Origin of the sequence: Candidatus Microbacterium phytovorans (assembly GCA_029202445.1) — a bacterium.
Classification (GTDB): Bacteria; Actinomycetota; Actinomycetes; order Actinomycetales; family Microbacteriaceae; genus Microbacterium; species Microbacterium phytovorans.
The window spans coordinates 1,413,049-1,434,774 of sequence record CP119321.1 but is presented as its reverse complement, the minus strand read 5'-3'; the positions used below and the strand labels follow the sequence as shown (position 1 = coordinate 1,434,774).

The 21,726-nt window shown below is 69.5% G+C and carries 25 protein-coding genes; 11 read left to right on the top strand and 14 right to left on the bottom strand.

Features of this window, described 5'->3' with window-relative positions; all coding sequences use genetic code 11:
- Positions 1–28: 28 nt before the first annotated feature.
- From P0Y48_06860 to P0Y48_06840, 5 genes are all read right to left on the bottom strand, one after another.
- Positions 29–451: a hypothetical protein gene (locus tag P0Y48_06860; protein WEK14904.1), complete on the bottom strand. Its 423-nt coding sequence runs from the start codon at positions 449–451 to the stop codon at positions 29–31.
- A gap of 100 nt (positions 452–551) precedes the next feature.
- Positions 552–974, bottom strand: a complete 423-nt coding sequence (locus P0Y48_06855; protein ID WEK14903.1) for a hypothetical protein — start codon at positions 972–974, stop codon at positions 552–554.
- 94 nt (positions 975–1,068) lie between these two features.
- Positions 1,069–1,551 carry a hypothetical protein gene (locus P0Y48_06850; GenBank protein WEK14902.1) on the bottom strand — a complete coding sequence of 161 codons (483 nt, stop codon included), beginning with the start codon at positions 1,549–1,551 and terminating at the stop codon, positions 1,069–1,071.
- Positions 1,552–1,574: 23 nt separating this feature from the next.
- Positions 1,575–3,308 (bottom strand): hypothetical protein, encoded by a 1,734-nt coding sequence (locus tag P0Y48_06845; protein ID WEK14901.1) that lies wholly within the window; start codon positions 3,306–3,308, stop codon positions 1,575–1,577.
- Positions 3,305–3,577 carry a hypothetical protein gene (locus P0Y48_06840; GenBank protein WEK14900.1) on the bottom strand — a complete coding sequence of 91 codons (273 nt, stop codon included), beginning with the start codon at positions 3,575–3,577 and terminating at the stop codon, positions 3,305–3,307. Before P0Y48_06840 ends, P0Y48_06845 begins: the two co-directional genes overlap by 4 nt.
- 170 nt (positions 3,578–3,747) lie before the next feature.
- Here P0Y48_06840 and P0Y48_06835 point away from each other — a divergent pair, with 170 nt between their 5' ends.
- Positions 3,748–6,660, top strand: a complete 2,913-nt coding sequence (locus tag P0Y48_06835; GenBank protein WEK14899.1) for an aminotransferase — start codon at positions 3,748–3,750, stop codon at positions 6,658–6,660.
- 9 nt (positions 6,661–6,669) lie between these two features.
- On the opposite strand, the gene P0Y48_06830 is transcribed toward P0Y48_06835, so the two are convergent.
- Positions 6,670–6,846, bottom strand: coding sequence for a hypothetical protein (locus P0Y48_06830; protein ID WEK14898.1), 177 nt, complete (start codon positions 6,844–6,846; stop codon positions 6,670–6,672).
- Between the two features lie 129 nt (positions 6,847–6,975).
- Here P0Y48_06830 and P0Y48_06825 point away from each other — a divergent pair, with 129 nt between their 5' ends.
- Positions 6,976–7,911 (top strand): alpha/beta hydrolase, encoded by a 936-nt coding sequence (locus tag P0Y48_06825; protein WEK14897.1) that lies wholly within the window; start codon positions 6,976–6,978, stop codon positions 7,909–7,911.
- Positions 7,912–7,921: 10 nt separating this feature from the next.
- Here P0Y48_06825 and P0Y48_06820 read toward each other — a convergent pair whose 3' ends face one another.
- Genes P0Y48_06820 through P0Y48_06810 form a run of 3 tightly spaced genes read right to left on the bottom strand, consistent with a single transcriptional unit; the run spans position 7,922 to position 9,583 of the window.
- On the bottom strand, positions 7,922–8,404 hold the full coding sequence (locus P0Y48_06820; GenBank protein ID WEK14896.1) for a GNAT family N-acetyltransferase: 483 nt from the start codon (positions 8,402–8,404) through the stop codon (positions 7,922–7,924).
- Positions 8,401–8,733 carry an ATP-dependent DNA ligase gene (locus P0Y48_06815; protein ID WEK14895.1) on the bottom strand — a complete coding sequence of 111 codons (333 nt, stop codon included), beginning with the start codon at positions 8,731–8,733 and terminating at the stop codon, positions 8,401–8,403. Before P0Y48_06815 ends, P0Y48_06820 begins: the two co-directional genes overlap by 4 nt.
- Positions 8,734–8,746: 13 nt before the next feature.
- The gene (locus tag P0Y48_06810; GenBank protein WEK14894.1) at positions 8,747–9,583 is read right to left on the bottom strand and encodes an AraC family transcriptional regulator; all 837 of its coding nucleotides are present in this window, start codon (positions 9,581–9,583) and stop codon (positions 8,747–8,749) included.
- Positions 9,584–9,972: 389 nt separating this feature from the next.
- On the opposite strand from P0Y48_06810, the gene P0Y48_06805 reads away from it, so the two are divergent.
- A complete protein-coding gene (locus tag P0Y48_06805; GenBank protein ID WEK14893.1) occupies positions 9,973–10,425 on the top strand; it encodes an SRPBCC family protein in 453 nt (150 codons plus the stop codon).
- 37 nt (positions 10,426–10,462) lie between these two features.
- Complete coding sequence (locus P0Y48_06800) at positions 10,463–10,954, top strand: MarR family transcriptional regulator (GenBank protein WEK14892.1); 492 nt, start codon at positions 10,463–10,465, stop codon at positions 10,952–10,954.
- A gap of 33 nt (positions 10,955–10,987) precedes the next feature.
- Here the strand turns inward: P0Y48_06800 and P0Y48_06795 are convergent, their stop codons facing one another.
- Complete coding sequence (locus tag P0Y48_06795) at positions 10,988–11,473, bottom strand: MarR family transcriptional regulator (protein ID WEK14891.1); 486 nt, start codon at positions 11,471–11,473, stop codon at positions 10,988–10,990.
- A 127-nt stretch (positions 11,474–11,600) separates the two neighbouring features.
- On the opposite strand from P0Y48_06795, the gene P0Y48_06790 reads away from it, so the two are divergent.
- Together P0Y48_06790 and P0Y48_06785 are read left to right on the top strand one after the other, a co-directional pair.
- Entirely contained in the window at positions 11,601–11,954 is a 354-nt protein-coding gene (locus tag P0Y48_06790) for a hypothetical protein (protein ID WEK14890.1), read from the top strand.
- Complete coding sequence (locus P0Y48_06785) at positions 11,951–12,286, top strand: peptide ABC transporter permease (GenBank protein ID WEK14889.1); 336 nt, start codon at positions 11,951–11,953, stop codon at positions 12,284–12,286. Before P0Y48_06790 ends, P0Y48_06785 begins: the two co-directional genes overlap by 4 nt.
- Positions 12,287–12,295: 9 nt before the next feature.
- Here the strand turns inward: P0Y48_06785 and P0Y48_06780 are convergent, their stop codons facing one another.
- Positions 12,296–12,655, bottom strand: a complete 360-nt coding sequence (locus P0Y48_06780) for a protein-L-isoaspartate carboxylmethyltransferase (GenBank protein ID WEK14888.1) — start codon at positions 12,653–12,655, stop codon at positions 12,296–12,298.
- 148 nt (positions 12,656–12,803) lie between these two features.
- On the opposite strand from P0Y48_06780, the gene P0Y48_06775 reads away from it, so the two are divergent.
- Positions 12,804–13,568: a hypothetical protein gene (locus P0Y48_06775; GenBank protein WEK14887.1), complete on the top strand. Its 765-nt coding sequence runs from the start codon at positions 12,804–12,806 to the stop codon at positions 13,566–13,568.
- A gap of 35 nt (positions 13,569–13,603) precedes the next feature.
- Here the strand turns inward: P0Y48_06775 and P0Y48_06770 are convergent, their stop codons facing one another.
- Both P0Y48_06770 and P0Y48_06765 read right to left on the bottom strand, forming a co-directional pair.
- Entirely contained in the window at positions 13,604–13,990 is a 387-nt protein-coding gene (locus tag P0Y48_06770; GenBank protein ID WEK14886.1) for an Lsr2 family protein, read from the bottom strand.
- Positions 13,991–14,043: 53 nt separating this feature from the next.
- Positions 14,044–14,898 (bottom strand): LuxR C-terminal-related transcriptional regulator, encoded by an 855-nt coding sequence (locus P0Y48_06765; GenBank protein ID WEK14885.1) that lies wholly within the window; start codon positions 14,896–14,898, stop codon positions 14,044–14,046.
- A 134-nt stretch (positions 14,899–15,032) separates the two neighbouring features.
- Between P0Y48_06765 and P0Y48_06760 the strand changes: the two genes are divergently transcribed.
- Positions 15,033–15,377 (top strand): DUF485 domain-containing protein, encoded by a 345-nt coding sequence (locus P0Y48_06760; GenBank protein WEK14884.1) that lies wholly within the window; start codon positions 15,033–15,035, stop codon positions 15,375–15,377.
- The gene (locus P0Y48_06755; GenBank protein ID WEK14883.1) at positions 15,374–16,990 is read left to right on the top strand and encodes a cation acetate symporter; all 1,617 of its coding nucleotides are present in this window, start codon (positions 15,374–15,376) and stop codon (positions 16,988–16,990) included. The genes P0Y48_06760 and P0Y48_06755 overlap by 4 nt, the downstream gene beginning before the upstream one ends.
- 92 nt (positions 16,991–17,082) lie before the next feature.
- Here P0Y48_06755 and P0Y48_06750 read toward each other — a convergent pair whose 3' ends face one another.
- Positions 17,083–17,622, bottom strand: coding sequence for a methylated-DNA--[protein]-cysteine S-methyltransferase (locus tag P0Y48_06750; GenBank protein WEK14882.1), 540 nt, complete (start codon positions 17,620–17,622; stop codon positions 17,083–17,085).
- A 261-nt stretch (positions 17,623–17,883) separates the two neighbouring features.
- Between P0Y48_06750 and P0Y48_06745 the strand changes: the two genes are divergently transcribed.
- Complete coding sequence (locus P0Y48_06745; protein WEK14881.1) at positions 17,884–21,522, top strand: AAA family ATPase; 3,639 nt, start codon at positions 17,884–17,886, stop codon at positions 21,520–21,522.
- Positions 21,509–21,697 carry a hypothetical protein gene (locus tag P0Y48_06740; protein ID WEK14880.1) on the top strand — a complete coding sequence of 63 codons (189 nt, stop codon included), beginning with the start codon at positions 21,509–21,511 and terminating at the stop codon, positions 21,695–21,697. The genes P0Y48_06745 and P0Y48_06740 overlap by 14 nt, the downstream gene beginning before the upstream one ends.
- Positions 21,698–21,726 lie beyond the last annotated feature (29 nt).

The following is a 21,726-nucleotide window of genomic DNA, read 5'->3' as shown; positions in this document are numbered from 1 at the left end:
TCACGCCGCGGGTGGGTGCGGTGACGGCTCAGTACGAACCATGAGGAGTCATGTCGTCGGGGAGGTGGAAGCAGGGGGAGAAGGAGTAGATCTCGATGGTCGATCGATCTTCTTCTCCGCTGACGAGGTAGCCGCCGGTGGTGACTCGGTAGAGGGTGACGAGGGGAGCGCCGTCGGTCGCTGTCTCGCGTGTGACCTCCCATTCGGGCTGCTCTGAGTATGCGTGGGTTACGTCGTCGATGACGGCTTTGAGGTCGGTGTCGGGTGCGACGTGAACGGTGGTGCCGCCTGCCCACTGGTGGTTGCGTTCGCCGGTGCAGCTCAGGAGTGATCCGGTGGGGCGTTGGTCGACGGAGACGATGAGGTCGTCGGGGATGAGGGCGACGATGTCGCGTTCGCCTTCCTGCGCGATCGCTTTAGCCACGTAGAGGGTGAGATCCGGGTCTTCCACGGTTACTCCTGTTCCGCACGCTGTGATCGTGAGTGTGAGTGTGAGTGTGAGCGCGGGCAGCGTGAAGCGCGCACGGTTCCGACGTGGGTGCGGTGGCACGTCAGTACGAACCATGAGGAGTCATGTCGTCGGGGAGGTGGAAGCAGGGGGAGAAGGAGTAGACATTGATGTCCGCGGAGTCATTCCATGCGCTCAGAAGGTAGCCGCCGCTCAGAGGCCGCTGGATGGTGACCTGTGCGTACCCGGCGGCATCGCTTGTGTCCCTGGTGCTCCATCCATCCATCCGCTCATACGCACTCACCACCTCGTCGATGATGAGGCGTCTGTTTGTTCCGCCGACCAACGTCACCGTCGTGCCGCCGGACCACTGGTAGTTGCGTTCGCCGGTGCAGCTCATGAGCGATCCGGTGGGGCGTTGGTCGACGGAGACGATGAGGTCGTCGGGGATGAGGGCGACGATGTCGCGTTCGCCTTCCTGCGCGATCGCTTTCGCCCCGTGGAGGGTGAGATCAGGGTCTTCCACGGTCACTCCTCCTCCGCACGCCGTGAGCGCGAGTGTGAGCGTGAGCGCGGGCATCGTGAAGCGCGCACGGTTCCGGCGTGGTTGCGGTGAGACGTCAGTACGAGCCATGAGGAGTCATGTCGTCGGGGAGGTGGAAGCAGGGGGAGAAGGAGTAGATGTTCACCTGGTCTGGGTCTGTCCATGCGCTCACCACGTAGCTGGCCGCATGGGGATGGCTGATGAGGTACTTGGGGTAGCCGGCCGACTCCGTGCGGCGGGTGACCGTCCATGGCTCCTTGGCCTTGTACGCGTGAGCGATGTCGTCGACGATCGCGTCGAGATCGGTGTCTGGGATGACGGTGACGGTGGTGCCGCCGGCCCACTGGTAGTTGCGTTGGCCGGTGCAGCTCAGGAGTGATCCGGTGGGGCGTTGGTCGACTGAGATGATGAGCTCGTCGGGGATAAGGGCGACGATGTCGCGTTCACCCTCTTGCGCGATCGCTTTCGCGCCGTGCAAGGTGAGATCCGGGTCTGCCACGGTCACTCCTGTTCCGCACGCGGTGAGCGCGAGCGTCAGGGCGAGGACCAGACTGGCCACCCACCGCAAGCTCTTGGGTCTGTTCACTTCAGTGCCTTGCCGATCAGCTCGAGCGCGTCTTGGTTGCGTGGATCATTGGACGCGATCAGGTTGTGGGTGTCGATACCGGTCCAGTTGCCGGGCAAGAGGAAGGGCTCCGGCTGCTCGACCGAGTGCGCGAACCCGCTGCTCGGCGGATAAATGGGCAAGACCCAGTCGGCCGAGTCGGAGAAGAGGTGCGGGGTGAACGCGGCGTGCGTGCCCGGGTTCCGCCCCTCCCACACCACCCCCAAGGATTGTGCCGTGGTCAGGGCGTCCGTGTAGGAGAAGTGCTCGTAGTTCGTCGTCGGGGACGGCTCCCAATCCTTCGGCATGCCGGCGCCTGCCAGCGAGAACACCCCGTCGTACCTCGCGCCGGCCACTTCGGAGGCCGTGATCCCGGTGAGTCCCCATGAGAAGCCGATGCCGTTGCGATCGGCGTCGACGTCGCCCACCGCCACATCCAGTTCCCGTTCAAAAGCGGCGATCTCCTGCCCCTTGTCGAGTGCGATGCCCTCATCGTTCGCTTCACCGATACGCGCGAACGACGCGATCCCCGTGTACTCGTTCTCGCCCGGAAAGCGTCCGACCTTCCACACGAAGGTGACGATCGATCCTCCGCTGCTCTCGTTGAGCCATCGACCGACCTGCTGTACTTCGCCTCGGTAGACCGACAGCGCACTCGTGTAGGTGCCGGGAACGTACGTGTTGATCTCCGCCGTGGTCGGCCCCGGCTCTCCGATCATCTCGATGATGCTGTCGGTCGTGTGGTCGTAGAAGTACACCTGCACGCGGCCTTCCACGACCTGGTCAAGGTAGTGAAGCTCTGCGCGGAGCTTGTCGAGTTCGTGGCCCGCTCGCGGGGAGAACGGATGCGGCTCGCTCGCGAGTATCCGTCGCACCTCGGCGGCGCGCGCCTTCGCGTTGAACCGGTTCGCGGCGACACGCGCCCACGGCGGAAGGCCGGCGAGGCTTCCGAGCAGAGCCGGTCCCGCGGCGATCAGGTCACGCTGCTGCTCCTCGGACAGCGCATCCCACACGCGGCGCACGAGACCGGCATCCCCGATCGCGACCAGGCCTTCCGGGGTGATGTCGGTCGTGTCGCCCGCCCACACGTCGGCGATCGCGTCGGCGCCGCCTCCGCGCAGCCGCCACCGATCGGTGAGCTCGGCGAACAGCGGCACTTCCCGCAGGCGGTCTCGGGTGCGGTGATCGAGCTCTGCCCGCTCCACCGCGAGACGGCGGTAGGCGGCACGCGCCTGCTCGAACTCCTCGATCGCTGCCTGCCACTGCTGCAATCGGGCGGGGTCGCCCGGACAGAGCCAGGCCGGCATCACCTCATCCCACGGGAACGGCCACCCCTGCAGACCCTCCAGTCCGCCGTCGAGGGCGGCGGCGCGCCGCTCTCCCAGCGACGCCCACGCCCGCTCGACCTCCTCGCGCATGCTCTCAGCGCGCCGACGCAGGTCGCTCATCGCGTCGGCATAGGACTCCAGGATGCCGGCGACGCGCGACGAGGCCTCGCCTTCGGCCGCGTACTTCGCGCGCAGGACGGCGATGTCCGATCGTGCCGCCTCCACGGCATCCGCGCCGGTGTTCGCCAGAGTGTCGATCGCCCGGGCGGCGCGGCGCGCATTGCGCTCCGACGCGCCTGCGTAGGCCCGGAAACTGCGGGCGATCTCACCGACGCCCTCGGCGCTGCCGGCAGCAGGATCGGCGCCGAGATCGGGTATCGTCACGGCGCGCCCGCCAGCGCCCCGTCGAGCGCATCGAACTCGACACCGATGCGACGCACGCGGTCGGCCAAAGATGCTGCCGTCTGTCGCAGCGATGCCCGCAGCGCCCACGACAACTCATCGACGCGTTCCAGTGTCGCGATGACGACTTCCGATCCCGGTGCGGTGAGCGAGAGGCACCTCGACAGCTCGGCGTCTCCGGTGGCCGCCAGGGCCGTCGCCGCGTGCTCGACGGCGTGCCCGGTCAGCTCGATTCCGGCTCCCGCTCTCACGGCATCCCCTCTCGATCCACGCAACTCATGAATGAGCGCCCACCATCGGAGACGACTCGGCGCGGTGTTTCTCACGCGGTGCCCGCTCGGGGTCGCGCCGCGCGGTGCGCGGGAAGCGCGGGACGTGTCAGACTCGGCTCGGTGCTGGTGGACCCGGAGGACGAAACCCGATGACCGACGACTCGACCGCCTACGGAATGCGACGCCCTGACGTCTCGATAGCCGGCGTGCCCGCGTTCGCGCGCGAGCGGTTCGGCATCGACGCGTCGGCGACGGAACTCGGCAGCAATCAAGACCGGAACTTCCTGCTGACGGCGTCCGACGGCACCCGGCGGCTCCTGAAGATCGACAACCCGGTGTTCCTGCCAGAGGAGATCGACGCGCAGACGCGCGGGCTCCAGCACCTCGCTGCCGACGGCATCCGTGTGCCCGAGCCGGTGCCCGGCGCCGATGGCGAGCTGCTCCAGCCGGTGACCAACGGCACGGCCGCCTACCGCGCGCGGATGCTCTCCTTCGTCGAGGGTGCACCCCTCGCCGACGCGGTGCGCCTCGGTCATCGCGACGCGGCCCGGCTCGGCGCGCTCGCCGCGCGGCTCACCGCGTCGCTCGCGACATTCACGCATCCCGGCCTCGACCGCCACCTCCAGTGGGACATGCGCCGCAGCCGCGCCGTCATCGACCAGTTCCTCGGCGGCGTGGCCGAAGACGCGCTGCGCACGCGACTGACGGATGCCGCCGCCGCGGCATGGGCGAGGGTCGAGGCCGTGGCCGCAGAGCTGCCGGTCGTGCCGGTGCACGGCGACCTCACCCCCGACAACGTCGTCCGCACCACGGGCGACGACCTCGCCGTCATCGACTTCGGCGACCTCGCGTGGGGCTGGCGCGTCGCGGAGATCGCGGTGAGCGCCGCCGGCATCCTGACCCGCGCCGACGGCGACGCGACCGTCGCGCTGTCCGCGATCGAGGCCTACGCCGCCGGGGTCGCCCTGTCGCGCGCCGAGGTGGCGGCGCTGTGGCCGCTCGTGGTGCTCCGTGGGTGCGTGCTGGTGGTCAGCGGCATCCATCAGGGGAGTCTCGACGCCGACAACGACTACGTGCAGGAGCGTCTCGCCGAGGAGCTGGCCGTGTTCGACACCGCCGCCGGCGTCGACCTCGACCTGGCCGCCGCAACGATCGCGGCGCGGGCGGGCCTTGCGGCGGAGGCGGGCCTCGCGTCGGGCGCGCAGCCGTCGGCGATCGGCTTCGTCCCGATGCTCGCCGAGCCTCCCGCCGCGATCGACCTCGCACCGGCGAGTCCGCTCGTGGCCGACGGGGTGTGGCGGGCGGGCGCGGATGCCAGGGCCGATCTGCTCCGCAGGCACGCTCCCGCCGGGCGAGCCGTCGCGATCCCGCACGGGCGCCCCGACCTCACGCGCACTCCCGCGCTGACGCCGACTCCTCCCGAGAACGTCCCACTGGGGACGACGATCGTGGGGGATGCCGGAGCGCCCATTCGGTCGCCGAACGATGCGACGGTCGAGGCCGTCACCGCGGAGAGCGTAGTGCTCGCCTTCGCCGGGACGCGGCTGACGGTCACCGGTATTCGGCCGTCCCTGCCGGACGGCGCGGTCGGTGCGGTCGTGCGGGCGGGGGACGTGCTCGGCGTCTCCGATCGGGCCGTGCGTGTCGTCTGGAGACCCGCCGACGCGCCAGAGCCTCCCGAGTACGTCGCCGAGCCGTGGGCGGCGGGGTGGCGCGCGCTCACCTTCGATCCGGCACCGCTCCTCGGGATCTCCGAGCTGCCCGACCTGCCGACCGCCGCCGTCGAGGCGCGCCGCAAGACACGCGTGTTCGCCGCGGCCCAGGAGCACTACTTCGCCGAACCGCCCCTCCTGATTCGCGGCTGGCGCAGCCACCTCATCGACGCGACGGGCCGTGCGTACCTCGACATGGTCAACAACGTGTCGTCGATCGGGCACGCCCATCCCCGCCTCACGGCAGCCGTCGCCGCGCAACTGGCCACCCTCAACACGAACTCGCGGTTCCTCTATCCGCAGATCGCGCAGCTGAGCGAACGCCTGCTCGCCACGGTTCCGGCGGCCCGGTTCGACACGGTGCTGCTCGTCAACAGCGGCACGGAAGCCGTCGACCTGGCCCTGCGTCTGGCGACGATCGCCACCGCACGTCGCGACGTCGTGGCCCTCCGCGAGGGGTATCACGGCTGGTCGTACGCGGCGGATGCCGTCTCCACCTCGGCGTTCGACAACCCGCACGCGCTCGACTCGCGTCCCGACTGGGTGCACATCGCCGACGCCCCGAACCCGTACCGCGGTGTCCACCGCGGCGAAGGTTCCGCGGGGGCGTACCTGCGCGACCTCCGCGAGCGGTTCGAGGAGCTCACGGCATCCGGTCGCCCGCCGGCCGCGTTCATCGCCGAGCCGATTCACGGCAACGGCGGCGGGGTGATCCCCCCGGCCGGCTACCTGGCCGGGGCGTTCGACGCGATCCGGGATGCCGGGGGGCTCGCCATCGCCGATGAGGTGCAGGTCGGACTCGGCCGCCTCGGCCGCGCGTTCTGGGGCTTCCTCGACCAGGGCGCGACGCCCGACATCGTCGTGACGGCGAAGGCGCTCGGCAACGCCTACCCGGTCGGAGCGGTGCTCACACGCCGCGAGATCGCCGACGCGCTCGGTCGCGAGGGGCAGTTCTTCTCCTCCGCCGGCGGCGCGCCCGCCTCGTGCGCGGCCGCCCTCGCCGTGCTCGACGTGCTGACCGACGAGGGACTCGTCGAGAGCGCGCGGATCGTGGGCGCGCAGCTGCAGCGCGACCTGACCGAGCTGGCCCACCGGCATCCGCTGATCGGCACTCTGCACGGCACCGGTCTGTACCAGGGCGTCGAACTCGTCACCGACCCTGTGGCCCTCACCCCCGCGGTGACCGAGACGGCACGGATCTGCGAGCGCATGCGGGAGCGCGGGGTCATCGTCCAGCCGACCTCCGAGCGTCAGAACGTGCTCAAGATCAAACCTCCGCTGACCCTGACGAGCGAGGAGGCGGCGTACTTCGTGAGGATGCTCGACCTCACCCTCGAGGAGATCGCCTGACGCGGCGGTTCAGCCGCGGCGGCGCTGGGCGATCGTCCACACGCCGCCCGAGATCATGAGCGCACCGCCGATCGCGCCGACCCAGCCGAGGAACGCGTCGGTGTCGATCGAGGTGACGCCGGCGACGACGAATCCCACCCCGATGACGCACAGGAGCACTTGCGTGCTGATGCTGTTCTCGTTCACATGGCCCCCCTTGGCGCAACGGCGTCGTCGGGGGGACAGAACGAGAGGCTACTAGGGAGAGCGCCTTCGTCTCTACTGTTCATTTCGGCGAGCCTGGGCGATGCGCGAAGTCTGGGCCACACTGTCACCATGCCGCTGCATCCCGCTTTCCGGACGTATCTCGACGAGCTCGCTCCGCTCGTCGCGCAGGCCGAGCGGGACGGCGTGGCCCCCACTCCCGCGTCCGCTCGCGCCGCGCTGGCAGGATTGCGCGCATACTCCGCGCCGGATGCCTCGGTCGCCCTCGTCCGGGGCGGATCGGCGGCGGGTGTTCCGGTGCGCGTCTACGCGCCCGCGCCGCAGGAGGAACGCGACGCGGTCCTGTTCGTGCACGGCGGGGGCCACGTCGCCGGTGACCTCGATGTCTACGACGGGTCGGCCCGCCGCACCGCCGCGGCGAGCGGGATGACGGTGGTATCGGTGGACTACCGTCGCGCGCCGGAATGGCCCTACCCCGCCGGCCTCGACGACACCGCTGCCGTGCTGAACCGGCTGAAGGAGGCACTCGTCGGCATCCCGTGGTCGGGACGCGTGCACGCGGTCGCCGACTCCGGCGGGGCGGCGAAGGTCGCCTCCCTCGCGATGCGAGCGGCGGCCGAACGGCGCACCTGCGCGATCGAGCGGCAGGTGCTGATCTACCCGAGCCTCGATTACACGATGAGCGGGGCGACGATGACCGAGTTCGGCGCCGGGTACTTCCTCTCGGCGCAGCGCGTCGCCTGGTACTTCGACCAGTACTTCCCCGCCGGCGTCGACCGCACCGAAGCGTCGCCCGTATCCGGCCCGTTCTCGGCCGACATGCCCGAGACGCTCGTGATCGCTGCCGAGTACGACCCGCTGCGCTCGGAAGCCGAGGAGTACGTCCGCCGGGCTCGAGATGCCGGGGCGCGCGTGTCGCTCGTCGTCGCGACGGGGATGATCCACGCGTTCGCATTCTTCGAGACGCTCGTGCCTCGCGATGTCGCGCGACTGTACGAAGTGGCCGCGGGGTTCCTCGCCGACGGCACCGTTCCGACGCGGTGGTGAGCGCCAGGCGTCAGCGCAGCGGCTTGCGCAGGAACACCTGGGCCGTGCCGTCGCCCTGATCGATGCGCTCGGTCTCCTCGTAACCGCAGCTGCGGTACAGGCGGAGGTTCGCCTCGCTGAGACTCCCCGTGAACAGCTCGGCGACGCTCGCGGTGGCGTGCTCCTCCGCAGCCGCCAGCAGGCGCCTCCCGATGCCCTCGCCCTGCACGTCGGGAGCGATCGCGATACGTCCGATCAGCAGCACGTCGTCGGCCTCGCGGCATCGCAGCGCTCCCACGATCCTCGGGCCGCGGCGGGCGACCCAGCCGCCGCCGTCGGCGAGCTCGGCTTCGAGCTGCTCGAGGGTCTGGGTGAGGGGAGCGGAGTCCGCGCCCCCGTAGATCTGCGCCTCGCTCACGAACGCGGCACGCTGAATCGTGAGCACTTCACCGGCATCCTCGACCCGGATGCGATCGATACGGATGCCGTCGTCGTCACCGGTGGAGTGGTTCATGAGGTCGATTCTGCAGTCTCTGCGTCGGATTCTGTCGTCGGTTCGGGCACCAGTTGGAGCCCGGCGGACGTGTTCGCGGCGTTCGCGAGCGCGATGAGCCAGGCACGGTTCAGGCGATGACGCTCTCCTTTGTCGAACGTGAACGACAGTGCCGAGCCGGGGTGCACCCAGATCGCGATGCGGCCGCCGCCCTCGTCGAGACCATTCGCCCACGACAGCGTGAACGCCTCTCGCCGACGCAGCTTGTCGCCGATGACCACCTGCAGGTGCGTGAGCGTGCGGTCGTCCACCGAGAGGCGCACCAAACCGTCGTACACCAATCTGCCCATGTGTGCGGCCTTCTCAGCGATTCGCCCGAAGCGTGTGACCAGGATTCACTCCATACGCGGCACGATAGTGCGCGGCGAAGCGGGACGGATGCTCGAAGCCCCATTGACGTGCGATCTCCGCCACCGCGCCCGCGCCCGGCTGGGACAGTGCGCGGTGCGCGCCAGCCAGTCGCGCCCGTCGCAGCCATTCCATCGGCGTCGTGTCCAGCGCGCGTCGGAACGCGTACTGGAGGCCGCGGGTCGAGATGCCGGCGGCCTCAGCCACATCGTCGACGGTGATCGGCTCATGAGCGTGCTCGTCGATGTAGGCCATGGCGCGGCGCACGGTTGCCGGTGCGGCACGACGCTGTGCCGACCGGGCCGTGCTGTCGAGGAAGGCGGGGGAGAAGGCGGCGAGCGTCGCGTGCACGGCGTGCCGACGCAGTTCCTTCTCGACGATGTCACCGGGACCGTCTTCGCACGCGAGAAGCGTCTCGGCGAGGTAGCGGTACGTCCGCTGCCACTGCAGGCCCGCGGCCTCTGTGACCGGACGCGAGTCCCAGGTGCCCAGGGCCAGGGTGTCGTCACCGCTGATGCGTCGCGCCGCGAGGTCGATGAGTCGGCGTTCGAACACGAGGCCGTGGACCCGTGCGCGTCCGTCCCAGCGCGCGTGCACGGCGCGATCCGCGCTCACCCAGGGCTGCTTCGCACTGAGCGCACCGCGTTCGTCCCACGCGCCACCCTCCGAGGTGAGCACCCGGCACACGACGACCTGATCGAGCGGGTCGACGGAGGAGCGCACGGATGCCTCGAGATCGTAGGCGACGGCGGTCATGCCGTCGATCGAGGCCGAGGTCCAGTCGAAAGACACGCGCGGATGGTCGGAGCGCCGCAACCGCGCAGAGGGCACCACCGTACGCCAGGTGTCCTCCACGGCCTGTGCCCCTGCCGCTCGGATCCGTATACGTTCCGCCATCTAGCTCCACCTACGCATGAGGTCGCCATCTGGAGCGAGGGCAGCTGAAATGCACGCCCCGGGGGAGGCGTGCCCACAAGTATCCATTACAACGACCCTACGTTCCGAGAGAAATCTCGAAGTGGGGGTTGACTTCGCCTCACTGGTGTGGTTCTCCTACCGACCCCTATGGCGATCCATTTTGCACACCCGTGGCAACGTGTCAACGGGGATCCACCGGCGTGCGCCCTCCCGGAGACTCGTGGGTCCCGAGGCAGACAGCTTCGGGGAGAGGAACCGACGACATGGCTGAGATCACCCAGAGCATCGACGTGGACGTGCCCGTCACGACCGCATACAACCAGTGGACGCAGTTCGAGGACTTCCCGCAGTTCCTCCGTTTCGTGGATGCCGTCACGCAGGTCGACGATGCGACCAATCTGTGGAAGGTGACCATCGCGGGTGTCGAGCGAGAATTCACGACCAAAGTCACGGAACAGCATCCGGACGAGCGCGTCGCGTGGACGAGCGTCGGGGGCGATGTCGATCACGCCGGCGTGGTGACGTTCCACCGGCTCACGGATGTCTCGACCCGTGTGACCGTGCAGTTGCAGTGGGAGCCCGAGGGGCTGCGCGAGAAGGTGGGGGCGGTGCTCGGCATCGACGACCACGCCGTGAAGAAGGACCTCGCCAACTTCAAGGAGTTCATCGAGGCCCGGGGCGGCGAGACCGGCTCCTGGCGCGGCGACGTCTCCTGACTCGGTACGGCCGATCCATCAGTCAGAATGGTTCACCGTGACAGGTTCCGAGAGTGGCGCGTCGTACTGGTACGCCGACGGCGATGACTCACGCAGCATCGAGGTACTGGAGGCGATGCGCGCCTATCGCGCCGCCGAAGTCGCTATGCGCCGCCGCACGCAGCAGTCCATGGACATGGGGGAGAACGAGCTCCTCGTGCTGCGGTACCTCGCCCGCGCTCGCGGCCGAGACGAGATCGTCACCCCCGTGCAGTTGAGCCGCTATCTCGGGATCACCTCCGCATCGACCACCGCGCTGCTCGACCGGCTCGCGAAGAGCGGACACATCACGCGCCTCGCTCACCCGACCGATCGCCGCAGCGTGGTGATCACGTCCAGCGAGATGGCGGAAGAGGAGATCCGGCACACACTGTCGACGATGCACGCGCGCATGATGGGCGTCGTTCGCGGACTCTCCGTCGATCAGCGTGCGACCGTGGTCGAGTTCCTCGAAGCGATGAAGGATGCCGTCGACGACATCGACGCGTGATCTCCTCCGCGACGGGTCGCCGCGGCGCGGGTTTCAGCGTCGACGAGCGCTGTCGATGGCGGTGGCGGTGGCGTCCGCAGCCTCCGCGAGCGCCGTGAGGTAGGCGAGAACGTCGCGACGCTCTTGTTCGCCCAGACTTGTCGTGAGTTCGATGAGCCGGCGCTGGAAGGCCTCGTGGGTATCGGCGATCGCCTGCTCCGCCTTGTCGGTCGCGGCGACGAGGATGCTCCGGCGGTCGGTGGGGTGGCTGACGCGTTCGACCATCCCCGACCGCTCGAGGCGGTCGATCAGGGCGGTGGTCGATGCCGAGCTGATCCCGAGGTGCCGGGAGATCTCACTGGGCATGACGTCGTGGTCGGAGCTGCGTTCGCGCAGGAGGAAGCGGACGATCGCGAGCTCGTTGTCGCTCATTCCCGTCTCGGTGCGGATGCGCAGCAGCATTGCCGCGTCGGCGTCGCGGAAACGCTGATACGCGTCGAGGACGGCGTCGACAGTGTGATCGGTATCGGTCTCGCTCATGGTCACCTCCGTGGCTCCGATAACTCAAAACTACACAATACAGCCCATGAAGTATCTCGCTTGACTAACTACTTTTTCTGTGAGTAACCTTTCAGGCAAGTAATTCTGTTCGAAAGGGAGTCACAGCATGGGGTACCTCTACTACGGCAACAGCACCGAGCCGATCGAGATGCCGGACCGGATTCTCGCGCACCTCAAGGTCGTGACGTCCACCAAGCTGCGCCGTTCCGAGAGTTTCACGCTGTCGTGGAGCAAGCCTGACGGCTCCGACGGCCGCTCCACGATCTGGCTGCAGGCGGCTATTCCGCTGCGCTTCGACGTCGATCACAACGCTCCGATCGATCGCGCCTACCTCGAAGAGATGGCGCAGGCGGCCAGCAGTGCGGCGGGAGTATTCGTTGACCTTGCCGCCGAAGCTGCCGATGACTCTGCTCCGTCGCACCCGGTGGCGGTCGCCGCCGGTCTCCGGAGGGCGGCATGACCAGCCCGCTTCTCGAGCTCGTCTCCACCCGCGCCACCTGGGCACGCGTCGAATCCGGGTTCCACGTCGCTTCACGCGATGGTGAGTTCGTCGGCTACGTCGACCAGGCCCGCGATGGGAGTTTTCTGGCCTTCGACGGCCGGTCGACGCCGGTCGGCCGATACGACACGCTGAAGGAAGCCCAGCGGGCGGTGCTGTCGGTGCCGACGACGCCCGTTCCCGACGAGGGTCAGCGCCGTCGCCTCAGCGTCCTCCACCGCGTCGCCGTGGTGGCGGGTGTCGTGGCTGGTGGAGTGGCACTCACGGCGGGAGCAGTCGTCCCGTATCTGTGAGCCCCGGCGTCACGAAAAGGACGACGACTCCGCTTTCGCACGGAGGGCGTCGTCGGTCTTCTGCTGGAGGAACTCGCACAGCCGAGCGAGGGTAGCGAGGTCCTGAGAGAGGGCGGCAACACCCTCGGCATCCAGATTGAAGCCCTCATGGCGCGGCTCGAACGTGACGACCCAGGTGGGGGCGCCGTCGTCGATGATCGGCTCGATGTAGGTCACGGTCGATGCGGTGCGCAGGCCGACGACGACGATGCCGGACTCCGGTCCCGCAGTGAAGTCCTTTTCGAGCACCGATACAGAGGTCGCCAGCATCTCCTCGCGGCGGAACTGGTCCACCCAGGATTCCACCGTCGCCTGGTCGCGATACGGCATGTGACCTCACTCGTCTTGGGTGCCCGGGCGTGGCACCTCTTTATTATGCGCCCGCGAGCCCGTGCTCGAATCACTCGATCCGGAATGCGAATCGGGAACGGCTGACGAACCCCGCCGCGCCCCCGGCGGAGCATGGCAGAGTGGGCACATGGGGGACAGCTTCGACGACGAGCTCCGCGCTCTGCGCTCCCGCGCCTACGGGCCGGATGCCGACATCGGCGGTGATCCCGATGCCCTCGCGCGTCTTCGCCACCTCGAGTCGCAGACGCGCACCGGCGCCCTCATCGAGGTTCCGCCGCGCCCTCCGACTCCACCGCTGCCCGCCGAGCCCGCCATCTCTTTCACGGCGCCCTCTGACGAGCCGCCAGCGACGCCTGACGCGGGGTCCGTCCCCGCTGGCGTCGCCCGCACTGCGCCGCCTCCGGCAACTGTGCCGGTCCGGCGCCGCCGGCTGCCCATGATCGCGGCGGCGGTGCTCGGCGCTGTCGTCGCTGCCGCGGTCACCGTGCCCGTCACCCTGTGGTCCACGGCCCAGACCGACCGCCCGGATGCCGTGCTGAAGCCGCTCGACGCTCCCGTCGACGACGTCTTCTTCAGCCCGGAGTCCGAGGCCCAGCGCTTCGAGGACTTCTACGGCATCCGCGTCACGACGGGTATCGGCGCCGAAGGTGTGAGTTGCCTGCTGGTGGAACTCGCTCCCGAGGATGAACCCTCGTTCACGGGTGGCGTGACGCGAGGAGGGTGCTCCGCTCCCGGCTTCGAAGCCGTCGTCGATGTCGCCCTGGCAGAGCAGGACGTGCCCGAGACGGTGCGCGCCGCTCTCGGCGATGTCAGCGGCATCCGGTTCTCCGTCAAGGGCGACGAGGTGTACGTCTACCTTTCCGACGTTCCCGATCCGGCCCGCCCGAGCTGAGACGCGGTGTGCGCGGGGTGCGACGGACGGCCTCGTCAGTTCGCCGCGTCGTACGCCTCCAGGACGGCGGCCGGCACGCGGCCGCGGTCGGAGAGGGTGTATCCGTTCTGGGCGGCCCACTCGCGCACCGGCGCGTAGTCGCGCTGGCCCGCGCGCCGCTGGATGCGCGCCGTGTTTCCGGAGCCACCTGTGCGGTGACCGCCGGTTGAACCGCTTCGTGCGGAACCGGTCCTCGCCGACACGGAGCGCGCCGCGGCGATGTACGGAGAGAGGGCGTCGCGGAGGGCGGCGGCGTTCTCGTCGGTGAGGTCGATCTCATAGGCGGTGCCGTCGAGGGAGAACAGCACCGTCTCCCCGTCGCCGACTTCCAGCACGGTCCCGTCGAGGTCGTCGACGAGTTGATGCACGATTCTGCGAGCCATGGACCGAGCCTAGTCAGCGGAGGCGATCGGCGACAGCGCCCGCCGGGGACCCGTCAGGGAAGGATGCCGGCGCGGCGCGCCTTGGCGACGGCGGCGTGACGAGTGGAGGCGTCGAGCTTCGACATCGCCGACTGCAGATAGGACTTCACGGTACCCTCGCGAAGCTGGAGGGTCGCGGCGATCTCACCGTTGGTGGCGCCGAGGGCGGCGCACGCGAGAACGTCCGTCTCCCGCGGCGACAGCCGGACGTCCAGGTGCTCGTGCGGCTCGCCGTCTTCGCGGGTGAGGGACGCGAGCCGCAGTTCCAGCGACGACAGACGCTCGCGGAGACCGGCATCCGTCACCTCCGCGGCGATGGAGCGCAGTTCGGCGTACGTCGCGCGCAACTGCTCGCGCGCTGCGGACGTGATCGGGGGAGTGGTCGCCGGCTGCTGCAGCGGGGCGAGCCGGCGCGAGACCTCGTCGCGCACGCGCAACTCCGTGGCGAGGTCGTTGGCGACGGCGACCGCGTGGCGTGCGACGTTCTCGCCGAAGGGCAGCTGGTTCCAAGAACCGCAGTACAGGATGCCGCGCGTCGCGCCGGACACGAGGACGGGCACCGCGAAGAGGGTGGAGATGCCCTCGCCGAGGATGACCCGGTCGTAGTCGTGGGTGATGTGACGCGAGGACTTGTAGTCCAAGGCGAGGCGCGGGCGCTTCTCGACCATCGCCCGCCCGCCGAGCCCGCGGCTGGCGCGCACGACGAGACCCGCCAGGTGCGACGTGCGGTTGCCGACGACGGAGGTGACCTCGACGGCATCCTCACGCTCGTAGCCGCCGAAAGCGACCGGCAGTCCCGTGCGATGCGCCAGGTCGCCGATGGCGTGTGCCATGAGATCGGCGTCGGAGGCGAGGCCGGACAGTGCCATCGCGGTGTACCTACTTCCGGGGGTGACGGCTGCGTCATCCGTTTTCGTAGGGTCGACGATACCACCGCGGCGGTCATCGGAGACCGTCGCCGCAGCCGTCGATGACGACGGCTCAGAAGGTTAGGAGACATCGCATGTCCGCTCCATCCGCCTCTCCCCCCGACGGGATCGACTATGTCGCCGTGGAGGACTCGCCGCCCTTCCGGGAACTCAAACGTCGCCATCGCAGCTTCGTCTGGCCGCTGACGGTCGCGTTCCTCGTCTGGTACTTCGCCTACGTGCTGTTGTCGTCGTTCGCGACCGACTTCATGGCCACGCGGCTCACCGGTGACATCACGGTGGGCCTTGTCATGGGCCTCGGTCAGTTCGTCACGACCTTCGCGATCACCATGTGGTACGTCTCCTATGCGAATCGCCGGCTCGACCCCGCGTCGGCCGAGATCCGGGCCGACCTCGAGGCGAAGGAGACGCGCGTATGAACGAGATCTGGGCCGCGATCGAGGCCGCCGGTGAGACCGTCGACAACAACCCGATCCTCAACATCTCCATCTTCGGCGCGTTCGTCGCCGTGACGCTGTTCATCGTCATCCGCGCCAGTCGCAACAACAAGACGGCCGCCGACTACTACGCCGCGGGGCGCTCCTTCACGGGCCCGCAGAACGGCTTCGCCATCGCGGGCGACTATCTGTCCGCCGCGTCGTTCCTCGGAATCTGCGGCGCCATCGCGATCAACGGCTACGACGGCTTCCTGTACTCGATCGGCTTCCTGGTCGCGTGGCTCGTCGCGCTCCTGCTGGTGGCCGAGCTCATGCGCAACACGGGCAAGTTCACGATGGCCGACGTGCTGTCGTTCCGATTGAAGCAGGCTCCCGTCCGCATGGCCGCGGCGATCACGACGCTCGCGGTGTGCTTCTTCTACCTGCTGGCTCAGATGGCCGGTGCCGGCGGCCTCGTCTCCCTGCTCTTGGGCATCACCGAGCAGGTGGGGCAGTCGATCGTCGTCGCCGTCGTGGGTCTCCTCATGATCGTCTACGTGCTCGTGGGCGGCATGAAGGGCACCACCTGGGTGCAGATCGTGAAGGCGTTCCTCCTCATCGGCGGCGCGGTCGTCATGACCGTCTGGGTGCTCGCGATCAACGGGTTCAACCTGAACACGCTCCTGGAGGCCGCCGTCGCCGCGTCGCCGCAGGGCGATGCGATCCTCGCGCCGGGACTCCAGTACGGCAAGAACCCGTGGGACTTCATCTCGCTGGCCATCGCCCTCGTCTTGGGAACCGCCGGTCTGCCGCACGTGCTCATGCGCTTCTACACCGTGCCCACTGCCAAGGAGGCGCGTCGGTCGGTCGTGTGGGCGATCTGGCTCATCGGCCTCTTCTACCTGCTGACCCTCGTGCTCGGCTACGGTGCGGGCGCTCTGGTGGGTCCGGAACGGATCGCCGCAGCGCCGGGAGGCGTGAACTCGGCGGCGCCGCTGCTCGCGCTGGAACTCGGCGGTCCGATCCTGCTCGGCTTCATCTCCGCCGTCGCCTTCGCGACGATCCTGGCGGTCGTGGCCGGCCTCACGATCACCGCGGCGGCCTCGTTCGCGCACGACATCTACGCGAACGTCGTGAAGAAGGGCAACGTGCCGCCGGACGGCGAAGTGAAGGTCGCACGACGCACCGTCATCGTCATCGGTGTGCTCGCGATCGTCGGCGGCATCGGCGTGCAGGGGCAGAACGTGGCGTTCCTCGTCGCGCTCGCCTTCGCGGTGGCGGCCTCGGCGAACCTCCCCACGATCCTGTACTCGCTCTTCTGGCGCCGCTTCACCACGCGCGGCGCGGTCTGGAGCATGTACGGCGGCCTTGCGGCGGCGATCTTCCTGATCGTGCTCTCGCCGGTGTTCTGGGGTACCGAGACCAGCGTCTTCAAGAACGTCGGCACGGCGATCTGGCCGCTCAACAACCCCGGCATCGTGTCGATCCCGCTCGGGTTCTTCCTCGGCTGGCTCGGCTCGGTGACCTCGCGTCGCGGTGAAGACCCCGTGAAGGCCGCGGAGATGGAGGTGCGCTCGCTCACCGGCCACGGCGCCGAGAAGGCGACGTCGCACTGACGTCGGCCTGAGAGGCCTCTCCCCGGCTGGCCGAACGGCCCCGGACACGCGATCGATGCGTCGTCCGGGGCCGTTCCTCCGCCGCCGACGGCCTACGCGTCGACGGCATCCCCCTCGATCCGGGCCCGTGCCACCTGGTCTTCCAGGTCGAGGAGGAAGCGCTTGCGCTCGGGGCGCCCCCCGTACTCGCCGATCGATCCGTCGGCGCGCACGACGCGGTGCGCGGGGACGATGATCGACATCGGCGTGCGGGCGCAGGCCGACCCGACGGCGCGATGGGCTCCCGGTGAGCCCGCCGCGATCGCGATCTCGGCGTACGACGCCGTCTCGCCGTACGGGATGTCGCAGACGGCCTGCAGTGCCGCCCGCACGAAGCCGTCGACGAGTCGCCAGTCCAGCGGCACGTCGAAGCCGGTGCGGATGCCGGCGAAGTACTCGTCGAGTTGGAGGGCGACGTGCGCGGTGGCCGCGGCATCCTCTTCGGGGACCGCGTGCAGCGCGATGCCCACCGACGTGAGCGCATCGTCGTGGGGGCCGTCGAGCACGTCGAGACTCACAAGCCCCGTCTCGGAGACGACGATCAGGGCTTCGCCGATCGGCGTGGGATGGATGCGGAACGCGGCGGTGGTCATGCGTCCATGATGGACGTCCGGCCGACATCCGCGCCGTTCGACGACGGCGGTGGGGGCAGCGCGCCGATCTGGGCCGCTGGGGAGGAGGCGGCGTCGGAAATGCGCGCCGATCGCGCGAAACTCGGCCCGGGATACCGTCAACGCCGCGGCGGGGTACCTAAGGTGACTCGTGTGTGGCGAGCAAACGGTGGCGCCGTGCGAGGAGTCGAAGACGCCGAGCACGAGGATACGGTGACCTCCGCGACCCCCGGGAGTCTTCAGATGAGTGAACCCGGCATCGAGGTCGCGCACGTCGCCGACCCTCAGCGCGTCCGCCTGCGCGAAGAGGCGGCCCAGGTGGGCGGGCGGTCGACCCTTCTCCATTACAGCGACGACGGCGACGCCGGCATCGACATCACCAAGGCGCACCCCGGCAGCCTTCCGCAGTTCATCACGGGCCGCTCGACGCTCCTCTCCAACCTCTTCCGCGACGAAGTCGCGCTCCGCACGGCTCGTCTGGCCGCCGAGCGCATCGCGGCCAAAGACCTCGAGCTGCGCACGGCGCGAGGGCTGGATGCCGTGCACCTCGCCGTCGGACTGGCATCCTGGCGCATCGGCGGCGTCGTCTACACCGCGCCGGTGCTGCTCCGCCCGCTCGCGATCCGCCGGCACCACACCGACTTCGACCTGAAGCTCCACGGCGCATTCGCGATCAACCCGGAACTCGTCGAGGCCGCACGCACCCACTTCGGGATCGCGCTCGACGGTCGCGCCCTCGCGGCGCTCGCTCACGACGGCGGGGTCTTCAAGCCCCAGCCGGTCATCGACCACCTGCGCGCGCTGACAGCGCACATCCCGACGTTCACCGTGCTCCCGCGACTCGTCGTCTCGACGTTCGCCGACGTCGCCTCCGATCTGGAGCGCGACGCCGCCGTGCTCGACCACCCCGTGCTCAACGCGCTCGCCGGTCACGCCGCCGACCGCGAGGCGCTGTCGCTCGTGCGCGCGCTTCCCACGCTCGTCGGCGCCGACGACCGGTCGCCCGCGTCCGACCGTCTGCTGCTGGACGCCGACGCCGAGCAGGAGGCCGTGCTCGCCCGCATCGTCGCGGGGCAGTCGCTCGCCGTCCACACGCTCCCCGGCACGGGCGGCACCCAGACCGTCATCAACGCGGTCGGCGAACTCGTGCGCGCCGGCAAGCGGGTGCTGGTCGTGAGCACGCGACGCTCCACGCTCGACGGCGTGCGCCACCGGCTCGCGGGCATCGGACTCCCCGGTCTCGCCGTCACGCCGCGCCACCTCCACCGCGACCTCATCCGTGCGATCGCGCGCAACGAGAAGGCGACGCCGCCCAAGGTGGCCGATGTCGACGACGCACTGGTGCGCCTGCGCACCGTTCTCCGCGACTACCGCGGCGCGCTCACCGAACGCCACGCCCAGCTCGGCGTCTCTCCTTTGGAAGCCCTGCGGACCCTCGCGACGATCGCGGCACGATCGCCGCAGCCGTCCGCCGCCACGCGGTTCGACCTGGCGACCCTGCAGCGGTTGTCCACGCGGCGTGCCGAAGCGGCCGCGGCACTGCGAGACGCGGCGCGACTGGGCGAGTTCCGCTTCGGTCCCGACGACTCGCCCTGGTACGGCGTCTCCTTCGCGACCACCGAGGCCGCACGCACCGCGCACGCGCTCGCGGGGCGCCTGCATCGGGCCGAGGTGCCCGGCATCCTCGAGCGCGGCTATGAGCTCATCGCGCAGACGCGCATGCGCCCGTTCGGCACGATCACCGAGATGGGCGCGTACGTGCGGCTGCTGCAAGGCATCCGCGCGTCGCTCGACCGCTTCAGCGTGACCGTCTTCGAGCGGCCGTTGGGCGAGCTCATCCACGCGCACGGGAACCGTCGCGACGCGCCGAACATGTCCGCCGCCAACCGCCGCCGGTTGCGCCGCCTGTCACGCGAGTACGTCCGCCCGGGCATGCACATCAGCGACATGCACGAGTCGCTCCTGCGTGTGCAGCAGCAGCGGACGCAATGGCAGCGACTGGTGGATGCCGGGGTGACGCCGGAGATCCCGCTCGGACTCGACGACGTGGCCACCGCGTGGCAGCGCGTCAACGCCGACCTCGCCACGCTCGACGCCGCGCTCGGCCGTACCGAGCCGTTGGCGTCCTTGCCGATCGCCCAACTGCTGCGCACGCTCTCCGGCCTCGCCGCTGAATCGGATGTCTTCGACAACCTCGTGGAGCGGGCGACCCTCCGCGATCAGCTGGCCGAACTCGGCCTGGAGGGCCTGCTCACCGAACTCTCGGTGCGTCACGTGCCTGAGGAGCAGGTCGCGGCAGAGTTCGAGTTCACCTGGTGGCAGTCGGCCCTGGAGGCGATGCTGCGGTCCGATCGCGCCCTGCTCGGGGCCAACACCTCGGTGGTCGACCGTCTCGAGCGCGACTTCCGGCTGGTCGACGAGGCGCACGCCTCCTTCGCCGGTCCGCTGCTCGCGGCCGAGCTCGCCACGCGCTGGAAGATCGCGATCGTCGACGAGCCGCACGAGGCCACCGCTCTCAAGGCGGCGCTGCGCACGGGCACGGCGACTCCTGCCGAACTCGTGGCCGCCGCGCCGACGCTCGTGCGCACCCTCGCCCCGGTGTGGATCTCGTCGCCGTACGACGTGCCCTCGATTCCCGAGCGTCCCGAGTTCGACGTCGTCATCGTCGCCGACGCAGCGGCCGTGTGCGTCGCCGAGGTCGCCCCCGCGCTGCGCCGTGCGCGCCAGGTCGTGCTCTTCGGCGACCCGGTCGTGCAGAAGCCGACGCCGTTCCAGGTCTCGGCCGGGAGGGTCGATCCGCTCGACGAGAGCGAGACGCCCTTCGACGACACGAGCGTGTTCGAGAGGCTGGCCGAGCTCGTTCCCGTCGAGACGCTCACCCGCAGCTACCGCGCGGGTGGCGAAGACCTCGCCGAGCTCGTCAACGACGCCTTCTACGGGGGAGAGATCGTCTCCCTCCCGTGGGCGGGGTCCTACCTCGGTCGTGGCAGCCTCAGCGTCGACTACGTCGAAGGTGGTACCGGCACGCCCGATCCCGAGACGGGCGCCGTCGAGAGCCCGGATGCCGAGGTAGCGCGGGTCGTGACGCTCGTCGTCGAGCACGCCGTCAACCGTCCCACCGAGTCGCTCATGGTGGTCACGGCATCCGCGCGTCACGCCGAGCGGGTGCGAGCCGCCGTCGCCACCGCGTTCGCGGGCCGCAGTGATGTCGCCGACTTCGTGGGGCGCGAGACCGCCGAACCGTTCGCCGTGCTCAGCCTCGACGAATCGGTCGCAGAAAGCCGCGACCGCGTCGTCTTCTCCCTCGGCTTCGGTCTGACCAAGCATGGCCGGGTACTGAGCGACTTCGGGGAGCTCTCCGGACCCGACGGGGAGCGCCTGCTCACCGTCGGGATGACGCGCGCGCGCCGCTCGATGGTCATCGTGTCGTCGATCCGGCCCTCCTCGTTCGATGAGGGGCGGCTGGAGTCCGGAGCGGCCTCGCTCATGGGCATCCTCAGCGGCATCGCCGCCCGTGCACGTGAAGCGCGCCTGGAAGATCTCGCCGACCCGCTGACGCTGATCCTCGCGCAGCACCTGCGGCGACTGGGCATCGCCGTCGATGTGGACTATCGAGGACTCTTGCCGATCGTCGCCCAGCACAAGGGCAAGGCCGTCGTCGCCGTGAGTGATCCGGAGACGACGGGGGAGTCGCTGCGCGAGTCGCTGCGTCTCGGCCCGCAGACCCTCCGGCGTCTCGGTTGGCACTACGTGCGGGTGCACGCCTTCGATCTGTACAGCGACCCCGCGGGCGTCGCCGGCCGCATCGCCGGCATCCTGGGCATCCAGCCCGAGACGCCCACTGCCGACACGGCCACCCAGCCGCTCGATGTCGGAGAGTGAGCGTCAACGCGTCGTGCGCGTGCCGGGCTCGCGCCGGGCGCGACTGACGCCCGCTCCCGGGACCGACGCCGAACCGGAGTCGCCCGCCTCGCACAGCGACGAGCAGAGCGCGGATGCCACGGCATCCGGCCCCAACGACGAACGCATGCGGCGCGACGTCCCGCCGCACTACTGACCCGGCGGCCGTCGCGCGGTCGTCAGGCG